We start from the raw sequence: 13,403 nt of genomic DNA, 5'->3' as shown, positions 1-13,403 counted from the left end.
GCTGTGAGCCACGGAACGACGGACCACCGATAACGTCGAAAACGATCATTCTCACCGAATCAGAAAGAGCTTTATGAGCGAGATGCTGACCGAATCCGAGCTTTCGCTCATTCACGCCCTGCAAATCCGTCCCCGGGCGACGTGGGCCGAGCTGGCCCCGATCCTCCGCGCGACGTCCGCGACCCTCGCACGGCGGTGGGAATCGGTCACCGAGCGCGGACTGGCCTGGATCACCGCCTATCCCGCACCGATGACGGGTGCGGGGGCGTTCACCGCGATGATCGAGGTGACGTGCGACCTCGCCGGCACGAAGGCACTGGTCGAGGCGCTCACCCGGGACCCGCGGGTGTCGTCGATCGAGCATGCGGCGCGTGGCCGGGACCTCATCCTGACCGTGCAGACGGGGTCGTTGCACGAGTTGTCGGACCTGGTGCTCGAGGAGTTGCCCCGCCACCCGAGCGTCAATTCGACCCGGACGCACACGTGCACCGCACTCCACGCGGAGGGCAGCCGGTGGCGCCTCGACTCCCTGGACACGGCGCAGTCCGCCGCGATCGCGGCACTGGAGAACACCCCTCTGCAGTCCGGATCGAGCCGGCCGGAGAGCCTGACGGACGAGGTCGCCCGCGCGCTCGTCCGCGAACTCACCCGGAACGGCCGGGCGTCCGCGCGCGAGATCGCCGCGGTGATCGACCGGCCCGCGTCCTCGGTGCGCAGGCAACTCGCCGGGTTGCTGCGCTCCCGCACGGTGGTGCTGCGCTGCGACGTCGCCCAGAACGCGACGCGGTGGCCCATCACCGTCACGTGGTGGTGCCGCCTGCCCGTGCGCGCGCACCGCGACGTCGTGGAGGTCGTCAACACCCGCCCCGAACTGCGCTTGTGCATGTCGATGACCGGACCCGCGAACTTCCTCGTCAGCATGTGGGTGTCTTCACTGCCCGACCTGCTGCGGGTGCAGGAGTGGCTGGAGACCCGCGCCCCCAGCCTCGAGATCATCGACTCCTCGGTGACGCTCCGGTCCCGGAAGCGGATGGGGTGGGAACTCGACACCCACGGCCGAGCGACCGGTTATGTCACCGCGCATGGCGGCTGACCGCTACGGTCGAATGCGCCATCATCGGACCGGCTGGAGCAGGTGATCCCCCGTGACCTCTACCGCGAAAACGTCGACTACCGGCGAGCGTGCCGACTTGCTGGAGTCGCTGGCGAAGCACCGGTACCTGCTCCGCCACACCGTCCGCGACCTCACCGACGAGCAGGCGGCCCGGCGCCCGACGGCGAGCGTGCTGTGCCTGGGCGGACTCGTCAAACACGTGTCGGACACCGAACGGGTGTGGGCCGATTTCATCGTGCGCGGCACGGACGCCGTCCGCGGCGGCCCCGTGGACGGCACCGGCACCGGCAATCGCGAGAAGGAATTCACCCTTCGCGCCGACGAGACCCTGGCCGGCGTCCTCGACCGTTACGCGAAGGTGGCGCACCGGACCGACGAGATCGTGGCCGCGCTGCCCGACCTCGACATCTCGCATCCGCTGCCGAAGGCGCCGTGGTTCGAACCGGGATCGCGCTGGTCCGCGCGCCGGGTGCTGCTCCACATCATCGGTGAAACGGCCCAGCACGCCGGGCACGCCGACATCATCCGGGAATCCCTCGACAAGTCGATGGCGACGAGCTGAGTCAGCCGCGTTTGCGGGCGTCGATGAGGAAGCGGGTCGAGTGGGCCACGAACGGGCCGTCCGCCTCGATCCGGTCGTGGAGTTCCCGCAGTCGGTCGCGGTACTGCGCGGCGGTGAAGCCGGGCACCATCCAGATCACCTTGCGCAGGAAGTAGACGACGGCGCCGATGTCGAAGAACTCGATCCGCAGAGATTCGAAACGGAGATCGACGACCTCGAGTCCCGCGGCTTCGGCATCCGCGCTCTCGTCCTCGTAGTGGCGGCCGCGGCGCACGTTCTCGGGTTGCGGCCCCAGGAAGTATTCGACGAGTTCGAAGACGCTCGCGTGCCCGACGTGCTGGGAGAGGTACGTGCCTCCGGGTTGCAGGACGCGGGCGATCTCGTCCCACCACACCGTGGCGGGGTGCCTGCTGGTCACCAGGTCGAACGCGCCGTCGGCGAACGGCAGCGGCGGCTCGTCCGCGTCGGCCACGACAACCGCGCCGAGCGGATGCAGTAGTGCCGTGGCCTTCGCGACGTTCGGCGGCCACGATTCCGTCGCCACCATCACGCGAGGCATCGTCGCGGCGCCGGCGAGGACCTCCCCACCGCCGGTCTGGATGTCCAGAGCAGCCTTCGCCCGCGCGAGCCGTTCACCCATCAGGCGCTGATACCCCCACGACGGCCGCTGTTCGGTGGCCCGGCCGTCGAGCCAGGAGAAATCCCAGCCGTCCACCGAGACGGATTCCGCCTCGGCCACCAGATCCTCGAATGTGCGCGCCATGCCGGGAAGCCTGACAGAAAGATCCGGATCGATCGAGCGGATTATCGGGGAAGCACCGGGCAGTCATCGATGTTGACCCAGACATGACCGTCCCGGAGCAGCGCACCCGAATCGCCGAGGAACGCGCCGACGCCGAGCGTCGCATCGCGTCGCTGACCGGGCGTTTCACCGCGATCGTGGAGGGTTCGGAATTCACCACGGACGACGACGAACACGATCCGGAGGGCTCGACCATCGCGTTCGAACGGGCCCAGGTGTCGGCGCTGCTGGCCGACGCCCGGCGCGAGGTCGAGGATCTGGCGGCGGCGCAGCAGCGGCTCGACAGCGGGACGTACGGCCTCTGCATCCGGTGCGGCCGGCCGATCGCCGAGGTTCGGCTCGACGCGCTCCCCGCCGCCCTGACGTGTATCGACTGCGCCGGTTAGGGCAGGAAGGCTCCCCACTCGCGCGCAGCCACGTCGCGGGCCCGGCGGTGGTCGTCGGCCTCGGGACGGATGCCGTCGGCGAGGTCGGCGAGGGCTTCGGCCAGATCGCCGACATCGACCTGATGCCGCATGGAGGAGTCGAGGAGTTCGTCGAAGGCCTGGTCCGCGCTGTACGAGCTTCCGCGCGCGGTGGTCAGGATCTGAATTGCAGCGTCCAATGCGGACAGGTGCCGTGTCGCGCGGGTGTCGCGGTGAGCTTCGATCGTCAATATTCCGCCTCTGAGGTGTCGCCACTGGGCGTTGCCGGTCTGGTGTGACCACATCACATCACGATCCGGTGGTCTACGTTGCCGAATCGAGACCGTGTCCGAAAGTTGTTTCTCGACAGGAGGATACGAACTCCGGCAAGATACTTGTAACTCTCGTTACTACTCCCTGGTTCTACCCGTCGGTAGGGGACGGACGGTGCCACCGAACGGAGGCCGGATGGGCGCACGGCGCTTTCCTGTGGTCGCCGTTCTCGTCCTCGCGGCGGCCTCGGGTTGCGCCGACGAATACGCCGCGTCGCCGGAACCAGGCCGAGACGAGGCATCGATCGTGGACGCCCTGAATCAGTGGCCGCGCGACTTCGCGAACAAGGACGTGGCTGCGGTCTGCTCGCTGTTCGCCCCGGACGTCGTCGTGATCTACCCCGGCACCGAGGACCGCAACTACGACGCCACGTGCGCGCAGTTTCAGCGGGTACTCACCGTCCCCGACCGGACGTTCACCTATGCGGCGCCCGAGATCGCCGAAGTGCTCGTCGACGGCGACCTCGCCGCGGTGCGCCTGGTGTGGCCGCTCACCGTCACCGACGCTTCGGGCACTGTACTCGAGAGTGTCCGCGAATCGGGTGTCGACGTGTTCCGCCGCCAGCCGGACGGCAGCTGGAAGATCCACGTGTCGCACGCCTTCCCGTTGACCGAATAGCGCATTTCTGAATGGCTCCAGAACAGCGGATCGAAACCGAGCAGACCGGCCATTCCGGAATACTGGTTTCCGGGTGGAGGTCTCCGCCCGACGCGATCGGACGGCCGTGCGCCGCGCAGTCCCTGTGGACCCGTGTGACCAGAACTGTTCAGAATCGGGATGATTGACGTGAAACTCGTCGTCGACCTCAATCGGTGCCAGGGTTACGCGCAGTGCGTGTTCCTCGCACCCGACGTCTTCACTCTGCACGGCGAAGAGGCCCTCCTCTACGACGCGGGCCCCGCCGACGGCGAACGCGACCACGTGTCGCAGGCCGCCGCGGCCTGCCCGGTGCACGCCATCACCACGGACATCCCCACCCACCACGATGGGGAATGACGTGCGGATCGTCATCGTCGGCGCGTCGCTCGCCGGGGTGCGCGCCGCGGAGGCGCTTCGGGCGCAGGGCTTCGACGGTTCGCTGACTCTGATCGGCGACGAACCCTACGAACCGTACGACCGGCCGCCGCTGTCGAAGGCCGTGCTCCTCGGGATCATGCCGCCCGAACACTCGGCGCTCCCCTACCATCCCGACCTCGACGCGAAGTGGCTGCTCGGCGTGCGGGCCACCACCCTCGATCTGGAGAACAACCGGGTGGTGCTCAGCGACCGCGACACCGTCGAGTTCGACAAGGTGCTGATCGCGACCGGTGTCCGCGCCCGGCCGTGGTCGAACTCGTCCGAGGCGGCACTCGACGGCGTCTTCACCGTCCGCACCTGCGACGACTCCCGCCGACTGAGCGAGCGACTGTCTGCCGGACCGCGCCACGTCCTGGTGATCGGCGCCGGCTTCACCGGTTCGGAGATCGCGTCGGTGTGCCGGGAGCGCGGGCTGTCCGTGACGGTCACCGAGCGCGGCCCGGCACCGCTGGTCGGTGCGCTCGGCGGGGTGGTGGCGGCGGTCGCCGCCGACATGCAACGCGACCACGGCGTCGACCTGCGCACCGGGGTCACGGTGACCGGACTCGACGGCGACAGCGACGGACGGCTGTGCCGCGCGCACCTCTCGGACGGGACCACACTCGACGTCGACGTGGCGATCGTCGCGCAGGGCAGCATCCGCAACACCGACTGGCTGTTCGGATCCGGTCTCGCCGCCGGGCCCCGCGGGGTCACGTGCGACGCCGGCTGCCGGGCATTCGACATCAACGGCATCGTCACCGACAACGTGTTCGTCGCCGGTGACGTTGCACGGCAACCGCATCCGCTCTACGACTACCAGTTGCTGGCACTGGAGCACTGGGGCAACGCGATCGGCCAGGCCGAGGTGGCGGCGCACAACATGATCCACGACGGCCTCCGCCGGCGACCGCACCTGGAGATTCCGGCGTTCTGGTCCAGCCAGTTCGGCGTCAACATCAAGTCCGTCGGCATCCCCACCTACTCCGATCAGGTGGTGATCACCCAGGGTTCGGTCGCCGACCGGCGCTTCGTGGCGGCGTACGGCTTCCGTGGTCGCGTCACCGCGGCGGTGGCGTTCAATCAGGGGAAGTGGCTCGACTTCTATCGGGGGCTGATCGAGTCGGCGGCGGAGTTCCCACCGGACTTCGACGTCATGGACCGGGCGGAGCCGTTCGAGGTGCGGCCGTCCGAGTTGCCGGACCCGGCCGTACTCAGCCACGGCCCGACCGTCGCGGTGACCGGTCATCTGCCCACCGAACGTCGTGTCGAGTTCGTCTCGCTACCGAAGTAACAGGGAGAGTGTCCATGTCGCGTGCTCAGTTGTTCGAGCGGATCACCGACCAGGCGAACCGGCCGAATCCGTATCCGCTGTACGAGGAACTTCGTGAGACGCGGGTGGCGCCACAGGATAACGGTTCCTTCCTCGTGGGCCGGTACTACGACGTGATGGCGCTTCTGCACGATCCGAGGATCAGCTCCGACCTGCACAACCGGGGGCCGGGGCTTCCCGGGGCGGATCGTGCCGGCGACGGGCCGGAGTCCTTCCTCAAACTCGATCCGCCCGAGCACGATCGGTTGCGCCGATTGACGACGCGACAGTTCGGTCCGCCGCACAGCCCCGACCGGATCGACTCCATGCGTGGCGAACTCGCAGAACTCGTCACGAGCCTCGTCGACGGGCTCGACGGGAAGGGTCGCATCGACATCGTCGACGACTTCGCGTACCCCTTCCCCGTCTCCGTCATCTGCCGTCTGCTCGGGGTGCCTCACGAGGAGGAACCCCGGTTCCACGTCTGGGCCGACGCGTTGGTGGCGGCCATCGACCCGCGGCGCAACAGCGCCGACAACGAGCAGGTGAAGGCGGCGCAGCAGGCCCAGATGGAAATGGCCATGTTCATGGCCGGTCTCATCGAGGACCGTCGCCGCAGTCCCGGCGACGACATGCTGTCGGGGCTGGCCAACGACTCGGGGCCCGACGGCCAGTTGAACACCGTCGAGTTGGTCACCAACTCCATCCTGCTGTTCATCGCCGGGCACGAAACGACCGTCAACCTCATCACCAACGGCATGCTGACCCTGCTGCGCAATCCCGACGTTCTCGAGCGGCTTCGCGCGGAACCGGAGTTGATGCCGCAGGCTGTGGAGGAATTGCTCCGCTTCGAACCGCCCGTGCACCTGCTGGGCCAGCGAACGCCGATCGTCGACATCGAGATCGACGGCGTCACCGTTCCGAAGGGGTCGCCCCTTGTCCTGGCATTGGCGTCGGCCAATCGCGATCCGGAACGCTTCATCGACGCCGACCGGTTCGTCCCCGACCGCGAGGACAACCAGCACGTGGGTCTGGGCAGCGGCATCCACAGTTGCTTCGGCGCTCCCCTCGCCCGCCTCGAAGGGCAGATGGCGCTCGCCGAACTCATCCGCCGCCTCCCGAATCCGCGGCTCGTCGAGGATCCGCCGCCCTACCGGCCCAACCCGGTACTGCGGGGTCCCCGGCACCTGTTGGTGGACTGTGGGTGACAGGGGCTGACCGGCTCGCCCGCGCATGCTCGATCAACTCACCAGGATGATTCCGGTGGTTGATGCGCGGTCTTCGGGTGGGGTCGATGCGCGGCGGTGGGATCCATTCGGTCCGGCCCGCGTGTGTGGAATGCGCGGGCGCGGACCTCGTCGCCCAGCCGGCCGGTCCGTCGTTGACCTGGGCATGGCATGCGTCGCAGACCAGGGCCAGACCTTCGATGTCGGTGCGCCCGCCTTTGTGCCAGTCCGTGACATGGTGCACCGCACACAGACTCGCCGGCGCCGAACACCCCGGCCGGGTGCAGCCCCCGTCTGCCGCGATCAGCGCGAGCCGCTGGTCGGCACTGGCCAGACGACGCCGTCGACCCAGGTGCAACGGACGACCCGCATGGTCGAACAGTGCGAGCACCGGATGCGCTTTCTCTGCCAGGGCCAGTGCGTCCTCGATCGGGAGCAGGCCGCCGGTGGCCGTCGTGGCCAGCCCGCCGGTCGCCTTCTCCAACTGCTCGAGGGTCATGGTGACGATCACCGTCGTCGGCAGGCCCCGGTGCGGGCCGAGCACCCCCGACTCGAGCAGCGTCCGGAACACCGCGCTGAACGCGTCGTGATTGCGCTGCGCCGCGGTGCGGGTATCGCGTGCGGCCGCGGCAGCCAGCACGTCACGATCGATCGCCGGGTTCTCGCCGTCGCCGGCCGGTGAGTCGGGATCGTCCGGGTTGTTCATTCCGGGTCGCGCCCACTTGGCGAGGATCGGATCGAGCATCGCCCGTGCGACGGGATCGAGTTCACCGGAGATTCTCGACATCAGTTCGGTGTCCTGCCGACCGATCGAAATGCCACGCCGGCGTTTCCGGTCGCGGTCGTCGCCGAGACTCCCGTCCGGATTCAGGTACGCCAGCAGCCGGTGCCCGGCCTGCTCCACGTCCTCAGGAGTTGCGCTTCGCGCCAAGGTGGCCAGGACGGCCTCGGCGTCGGCTACCGCGTCGTTGTCGACGGCGTGGGGAATCTTGCGCATCACTTTCGCGATCGCCCGCACATGATCCGCTCCGATGTCGCCATCACTCTGTGCCGCAGCGGTTTCCGGCAAGACGGGTGGCATCGGATCGCCCGCCAGGGTGTGCCACACCCCCAGCTCACGGGCGGCGGTGACCCGGGCGGACGCGTCCGCGCCCGAGATCCGGAGCGCCTCGATCAGCAGCTTCTTCGGCGAGGTATACCCCAGACTCGCCGGGACGGAGCGCTCCACGGTCTCCACCACCAATCGGTGGGAGACCGCCTCCGTGCGGCGAAGGGACTGCTCCACCCCGCGCATCACCTCGACCACCTCGCCGTCCGACAGCTCGGTCAAGCCTGCATCGAGCAACCCGTCCACCGCGGCAGCGAGCATCGACAGATGCTCCGCCACCCGACTCCCCACCGACCCCCCAGTCGAACTCATGTGCGAATACTATCGCGAGGGTCCGACAAGTTTCAGAGGCCGCGGTCCCGCAGCGACTCGGACGGCGTCACACCGTACTTGCGGCGGTAGGCGGCGGCGAATCTGCCGGTGTGCATGATCCCCCAGCGGGTGGCGGCTTCGGAAACGGTTGCACAGGAAGCGCTTCCGGTCAGATCGGCGTGCACACGTTCGAGGCGCACGTCGACGAGGAACTCCATCGGCGTCATGCCCACGTATTCGCGGAACCCCTGCTGCATGCGCCGGACGCTCACGCCGACGAGTTCGGCCATCTCGCCCGCCGTCCAGGGGCGTGCCGGATCCTCATGGATCGCGTCGATGACCCGCTTGACGATGCGGGGGCGGATTCCCGACGAGCCGGTGTCGTCGTCCGGCATCGCGGTGAGCACGAGAGCGGTGGTCAGGGCACCACACAATTGCTGCGACACCATCTCACTGCGCAGGAGGACGCTGTCGTGCAATGCCTGGTCGGCGATGGAACGGACGAGTCTGAGCCACTCCGCTCCGGCGCCCGCGCGCAGGTCGAGTTGCCGCGGCAACACCTGACCCGGCCTGGCGAGCACGCGGTCCATCTCCCTCTGCAGGTAGTCCCGGTCCACCTTGAAGCCGATGATCTCGCAGGAACTGCTCCAGTTGGTGATCACGGTCCGGGTGTCGGGCGGACAGATTGTCGCCAGTCCCGGCGTCGACGTCACTTCCATGCCGCCGGTGACGGACACGATGTGACCGGTCAGGGGGATGTTGATGCCGTACGCGCCGGGATGGTCGGACTCGATGGCCACGGCTGCCCCGAATCCGATCCGGGCAAGCCGCGACGCCCCCACGTCGGACGATTCCAGCGACGACCGCGCGGCGTTGTCACGCGACAGCGGACGCAGTTCATGGGGGAAGTACGCGTCCGCGACCACCTCGTGAACCTCGTCCCAGTCGGTGAAACCGGGGCCCTCCAGCTGTCCTCGCATACGTACGTCCAGACCTCTCACCTCGCGCTTCGGCGGCGTTCGAGCAACTCCCGACCCTAGCATCGCCTGTGACTCACGTCACTGCAAGGCCCTGCGCCGCACCTCCGCCAATCCCGTTTCGCGTTCCGGATCGGCGGTTCGCAATGCGGATCGACGGACTGTGATGCCCGTCATACGTTGTGCAGGTGCCCCCAAACGCAGGGGTGATCGCACGAATCGTGCAGAAAGGCGGTCACGAAAAATGGATCAGCGCACTCTCCGTAACATTTTCGGTCAGTTCGCCAGTGGCGTCACCGTGATCACGTGCGCCAACTCCGACGGCGAGCCGCACGGGGCCACCGTCACCGCGTTCACTGCGATCTCGATCGAACCTCGGCTGTGCCAGGTGACGTTGACCCGGAAATCGAAGGCGTGCAGCTACCTGAGTGACGCGCCGTTCGCGGTGAACATTCTGGCCGCCGATCAGCTCGATACCGCCATGCATTTCGCAGGCAAACCACAACGAACGGAACCGGTGTGGGACGACTCCGGCATCGCTCCCGCACTGTCCGGCAACGCGGCGACGCTGACCTGCGCACCCTGGGCCTCCTACGATGGCGGCGATCACATCATCTTCATCGGGGAGATCGTCGACGCCTCTGTCGACTCGGCCAAGGACCCACTGCTGTTCTACCGCAGTACCTTCCACGATCTCGGCGCCGCGTCCGGCACCACGGCGTGGAACGGCTGCCTCGACGACCCCCACAGCGGATGGTTCGACGCCGCCGCGTCCTTCACGCCCCTCCACTTGCAGCTCGCCCAGGCTGCCTCGTAATCCTGACGAAAGGAAAACACCATGACCACCACCGAAGCTGCCCCCGAGAACGCCGTCGACCGTAGCAAGGTCAATGTCGCTGCGGACTGCGAGGCGAACCGCACCGCGAACTTCGCGTCGCGCCCGATGACGGGTGACGAGTACATCGAGTCGCTGCGCGACGACCGGGAGATCTACCTGCACGGCGAGCGTGTCAAGGATGTCACGACGCATCCGGCGTTCCGCAACCCGATCCGGATGACCGCCCGCCTGTACGACGCGATGCACACCGGCGAGCACGTCGAGACCCTGACGACCCCCACCGACACCGGCAACGGCGGGGTGACGATGCCCTTCTTCCGGGCGTCCAAGAACTCGGACGACCTGCTGAAGGACCGCGACGCGATCGCCACCTGGGCACGGATGACGTACGGCTGGATGGGCCGCAGCCCCGACTACAAGGCGTCGTTCCTCGGCACCCTGCATGCGAACAAGGAGCTGTATTCGCCGTTCCAGGCCAACGCCGAACGCTGGTACAAGGAATCGCAGGAGAAGGTCCTGTACTGGAACCACGCGATCATCAACCCCCCGGTGGACCGGCAGCTTCCCCCGGACGAGGTCGGCGACGTGTTCATGAAGGTGGAAAAGGAAACCGACGCCGGCCTGATCGTCTCCGGCGCCAAGGTGGTGGCCACCGGTTCGGCGATCACCAACTACAACTTCATCGCGCACTACGGGCTGCCGATCAAGAAGAAGCAATTCGCCCTGATCTGCACCGTCCCGATGGACGCCCCGGGGGTGAAGCTGATCTGCCGCACGTCCTACACCCAGCAGGCCGCGGTGATGGGCAGCCCGTTCGACTACCCGCTGTCGTCGCGGATGGACGAGAACGACACCATCTTCGTCTTCGACAAGGTGCTGGTGCCGTGGGAGAACGTCTTCATGTACGGCGATGTGGACAAGATCAATGCCTTCTTCCCGCAGTCGGGGTTCCTGCCGCGCTTCACCCTGCAGGGGTGCACGCGGCTGGCCGTGAAGCTCGATTTCATCGCCGGTCTTCTGATGAAGGCCCTCGACGCCACCGGAGCGGGCGGGTTCCGCGGCGTGCAGACCCGCGTCGGTGAGGTGATCGGCTGGCGAAACCTGTTCTGGTCACTCACCGAATCGATGATCCGCGACCCCGAGCCGTGGGTGGGAGACACCGTCATCCCCAAGCTCGAATACGGCCTCACGTACCGGATGTTCATGCAGCAGGGGTACCCGCGGATCAAGGAGATCATCGAGCAGGACGTCGCGTCGGGCCTGATCTACCTGCCGTCGTCGTCGGCGGACTTCAAGAGCCCCGAGGTCCGGCCGTACCTGGACAAGTACGTCCGCGGCTCCGAGGGCATGCCCGCCGTCGAGCGGGTGAAGATCATGAAGGCCCTGTGGGATTCGGTGGGCAGCGAGTTCGGTGGCCGCCACGAGCTGTACGAGCGCAACTACGCCGGCAACCACGAGGGTGTGAAGGCGGAACTGCTGATGTTCGCGGAGAACCGGGGAACGGTCAGTTCGATGAAGGGTCTGGCCGAGCAATGCCTTGCCGAGTACGACCTCGACGGCTGGACCGTGCCCGACCTCATCGGCAACGACGACGTCTCCTACTTCGGCCGCAGCTAGCCCCTCGAGACCAGGAGAATCCATGACCACCATCGAAAGCCCCACCGCGGTCGGCTCCGGCAACGCCGCCACCGACAAGTTCAAGGGCGCCAGATTCACCGCCGACACTTCGCCGGAACGCCTGTCCGCCATCGCCACCGAGGCGCTCGCCGGGTTCGGCGCGCTGATCCGGAAGCACGCCGTCACCTACCCGGAGTACCGCGTCCTCAAGCAGTGGCTCATCGACGTCGGCGAGGGTGGCGAATGGCCGCTACTCCTCGACGTGTTCGTCGAGCACGAGATCGAGGAGGTGAACTCCCGGAACTTCCAGGGCACCAAGGGGAGCATCGAGGGACCGTACTACGTGCCCGGTGCGCCCGAACTCCCCGCGCGGTGCGCCCTTCCGATGCGCGACGAGGATCGGGCTCACACCGCGCTCGTTCTCCGGGGCCAGGTCACCGACCTGGACGGCACGGGGCTCGGCGGCGCCATTATCGAGCTGTGGCATGCCGACGACGAGGGCTATTACTCGCAGTTCGCTCCCCACCTGCCCAAATGGAACCTGCGCGGAACCATCGTCACCGACGCGGAGGGTCGGTACGAGATCACCACCATCGAGCCTGCGCCGTACCAGATCCCGACCGACGGCCCCACCGGGCAATTCATCAACTCCGCCGGCTGGCACCCGTGGCGTCCGGCGCACCTGCACCTGCGGGTGACGTCCCCGGGCAAGCAGCCGATCATCACGCAGCTGTATTTCGCGGGTGGCGACTGGATCGATGACGACGTCGCCGGCGCGACGAAACCCGAGCTCCTCCTCGATCCGCAGCTCGACGACACCGGGCGTAAGGTCGTCACCTACGACTTCGCGCTCGATCCCGCCGCGGATTGAGCCACGGCCCATTCCCCCGGGCGACGCGAGAGATCGCGTCGCCCGGGGTCTCGACGTTTGTGGAGGAATCAACATGGCGAACACATCCGAAGCGCGGACGACGGAATTCGTGCACACCGCGTCGGCCGTGATCGAGGTCGTCGTCGAGGGCATCGGCCCCTCGGTGATCCTGCTGCCCTCGCTCGGCCGCGAGTCGTACGACTACGACGACGTCGCGAGTGGGCTCGCGCGCAACGGGTTCCGGGTCTCCCGTCCGCAACCGCGCGGCATCGGCCGAAGCACCGGTCCGCTGGAGGACATCACGCTGCACGACCTGGCCGCCGACGTCGGAGCGGTGATCGAGACACAGGACAACGGCGCGGCCGTCGTCGTCGGTCACGCCTACGGGCACTACGTCGCACGAATGCTCGCCGCCGACCGGCCCGACCTGGTGCGCGGCGTCGTCGTCGCGGCGGCGGGCGCCCGCAACTACCCGGCCGCACTGACCGCGCTGGCGGTGAAGTGCGCCGATCCCTCACTGCCCGACGCGGAGCGGATCGGCTACCTGCAGACCGGATTCTTCGCGCCGGGCAACGACCCGGCGGAATGGCTCAGCGGCTGGTATCCGGAGGTGTCGAAGGGGCAGCTCGCCGCGTCGGCCGCCACACCCAAGGACGAATGGTGGGCGGTCGCGCACCAGCCGATTCTCGACCTGCAGTCCGCTCTCGACCCGTTCCGGCCGCGCGAGACGGCGAACGAATTGCGGGACCGGTTCGGCGAATTGGTCACCGTGAGCGTCGTCCCGAACGCGAGCCATGCGCTGATGCCGGAAGCGCCCGCACAGGTTGTGCGGGCGCTCACCGACTGGATTCGGGGTCTCGACAGCTGAGGG

General features: G+C 67.6%; 15 protein-coding genes. 11 read left to right on the top strand and 4 right to left on the bottom strand.

Annotated features, from left to right (window positions below):
* Window positions 1–73 precede the first annotated feature (73 nt).
* Both BLV94_RS34225 and BLV94_RS34220 read left to right on the top strand, forming a co-directional pair.
* Complete coding sequence (locus BLV94_RS34225) at window positions 74–1,093, top strand: Lrp/AsnC family transcriptional regulator (RefSeq protein WP_072948094.1); 1,020 nt, start codon at window positions 74–76, stop codon at window positions 1,091–1,093.
* Window positions 1,094–1,145: 52 nt separating this feature from the next.
* Entirely contained in the window at window positions 1,146–1,676 is a 531-nt protein-coding gene (locus BLV94_RS34220) for a DinB family protein (protein ID WP_072948092.1), read from the top strand.
* A 1-nt stretch (window position 1,677) separates the two neighbouring features.
* On the opposite strand, the gene BLV94_RS34215 is transcribed toward BLV94_RS34220, so the two are convergent.
* Window positions 1,678–2,439 (bottom strand): class I SAM-dependent methyltransferase, encoded by a 762-nt coding sequence (locus tag BLV94_RS34215; RefSeq protein ID WP_072948090.1) that lies wholly within the window; start codon window positions 2,437–2,439, stop codon window positions 1,678–1,680.
* Window positions 2,440–2,522: 83 nt separating this feature from the next.
* On the opposite strand from BLV94_RS34215, the gene BLV94_RS34210 reads away from it, so the two are divergent.
* Window positions 2,523–2,864 (top strand): TraR/DksA family transcriptional regulator, encoded by a 342-nt coding sequence (locus tag BLV94_RS34210; protein WP_072948088.1) that lies wholly within the window; start codon window positions 2,523–2,525, stop codon window positions 2,862–2,864.
* Here BLV94_RS34210 and BLV94_RS34205 read toward each other — a convergent pair.
* Window positions 2,861–3,133, bottom strand: coding sequence for an ANTAR domain-containing protein (locus tag BLV94_RS34205; protein WP_072948135.1), 273 nt, complete (start codon window positions 3,131–3,133; stop codon window positions 2,861–2,863). The genes BLV94_RS34210 and BLV94_RS34205 overlap by 4 nt on opposite strands.
* Before the next feature lie 217 nt (window positions 3,134–3,350).
* On the opposite strand from BLV94_RS34205, the gene BLV94_RS34200 reads away from it, so the two are divergent.
* The 4 genes from BLV94_RS34200 (at window position 3,351) to BLV94_RS34185 (ending at window position 6,791) form a co-directional block, all read left to right on the top strand.
* The gene (locus tag BLV94_RS34200) at window positions 3,351–3,833 is read left to right on the top strand and encodes a YybH family protein (RefSeq protein WP_072948086.1); all 483 of its coding nucleotides are present in this window, start codon (window positions 3,351–3,353) and stop codon (window positions 3,831–3,833) included.
* A gap of 159 nt (window positions 3,834–3,992) precedes the next feature.
* Window positions 3,993–4,211 (top strand): ferredoxin, encoded by a 219-nt coding sequence (locus BLV94_RS34195; protein WP_072948084.1) that lies wholly within the window; start codon window positions 3,993–3,995, stop codon window positions 4,209–4,211.
* Window positions 4,201–5,565 carry an NAD(P)/FAD-dependent oxidoreductase gene (locus BLV94_RS34190; protein ID WP_072948081.1) on the top strand — a complete coding sequence of 455 codons (1,365 nt, stop codon included), beginning with the start codon at window positions 4,201–4,203 and terminating at the stop codon, window positions 5,563–5,565. The genes BLV94_RS34195 and BLV94_RS34190 overlap by 11 nt, the downstream gene beginning before the upstream one ends.
* Window positions 5,566–5,579: 14 nt before the next feature.
* Window positions 5,580–6,791, top strand: coding sequence for a cytochrome P450 (locus BLV94_RS34185; protein WP_072948078.1), 1,212 nt, complete (start codon window positions 5,580–5,582; stop codon window positions 6,789–6,791).
* Here BLV94_RS34185 and BLV94_RS34180 read toward each other — a convergent pair.
* Complete coding sequence (locus BLV94_RS34180) at window positions 6,688–8,229, bottom strand: HNH endonuclease signature motif containing protein (protein WP_244163729.1); 1,542 nt, start codon at window positions 8,227–8,229, stop codon at window positions 6,688–6,690. The genes BLV94_RS34185 and BLV94_RS34180 overlap by 104 nt on opposite strands.
* A 32-nt stretch (window positions 8,230–8,261) precedes the next feature.
* On the bottom strand, window positions 8,262–9,209 hold the full coding sequence (locus BLV94_RS34175; protein WP_072948076.1) for an AraC family transcriptional regulator: 948 nt from the start codon (window positions 9,207–9,209) through the stop codon (window positions 8,262–8,264).
* Between the two features lie 241 nt (window positions 9,210–9,450).
* Between BLV94_RS34175 and BLV94_RS34170 the strand changes: the two genes are divergently transcribed.
* The 4 genes from BLV94_RS34170 (at window position 9,451) to BLV94_RS34155 (ending at window position 13,400) form a co-directional block, all read left to right on the top strand.
* Window positions 9,451–10,023: a flavin reductase family protein gene (locus tag BLV94_RS34170; RefSeq protein WP_072948073.1), complete on the top strand. Its 573-nt coding sequence runs from the start codon at window positions 9,451–9,453 to the stop codon at window positions 10,021–10,023.
* Between the two features lie 21 nt (window positions 10,024–10,044).
* Window positions 10,045–11,661: a 4-hydroxyphenylacetate 3-hydroxylase family protein gene (locus BLV94_RS34165; protein WP_072948070.1), complete on the top strand. Its 1,617-nt coding sequence runs from the start codon at window positions 10,045–10,047 to the stop codon at window positions 11,659–11,661.
* A gap of 22 nt (window positions 11,662–11,683) precedes the next feature.
* Complete coding sequence (gene catA, locus BLV94_RS34160) at window positions 11,684–12,532, top strand: catechol 1,2-dioxygenase (protein WP_072948068.1); 849 nt, start codon at window positions 11,684–11,686, stop codon at window positions 12,530–12,532.
* A 73-nt stretch (window positions 12,533–12,605) separates the two neighbouring features.
* Window positions 12,606–13,400: an alpha/beta fold hydrolase gene (locus BLV94_RS34155; protein WP_072948065.1), complete on the top strand. Its 795-nt coding sequence runs from the start codon at window positions 12,606–12,608 to the stop codon at window positions 13,398–13,400.
* Window positions 13,401–13,403 lie beyond the last annotated feature (3 nt).

Source organism: Rhodococcus koreensis, assembly GCF_900105905.1.
Taxonomy (GTDB): domain Bacteria; phylum Actinomycetota; class Actinomycetes; order Mycobacteriales; family Mycobacteriaceae; genus Rhodococcus_F; species Rhodococcus_F koreensis.
Note: the sequence above shows the minus strand (reverse complement) of the source record. Positions and strands in the feature narration are given on the sequence as shown.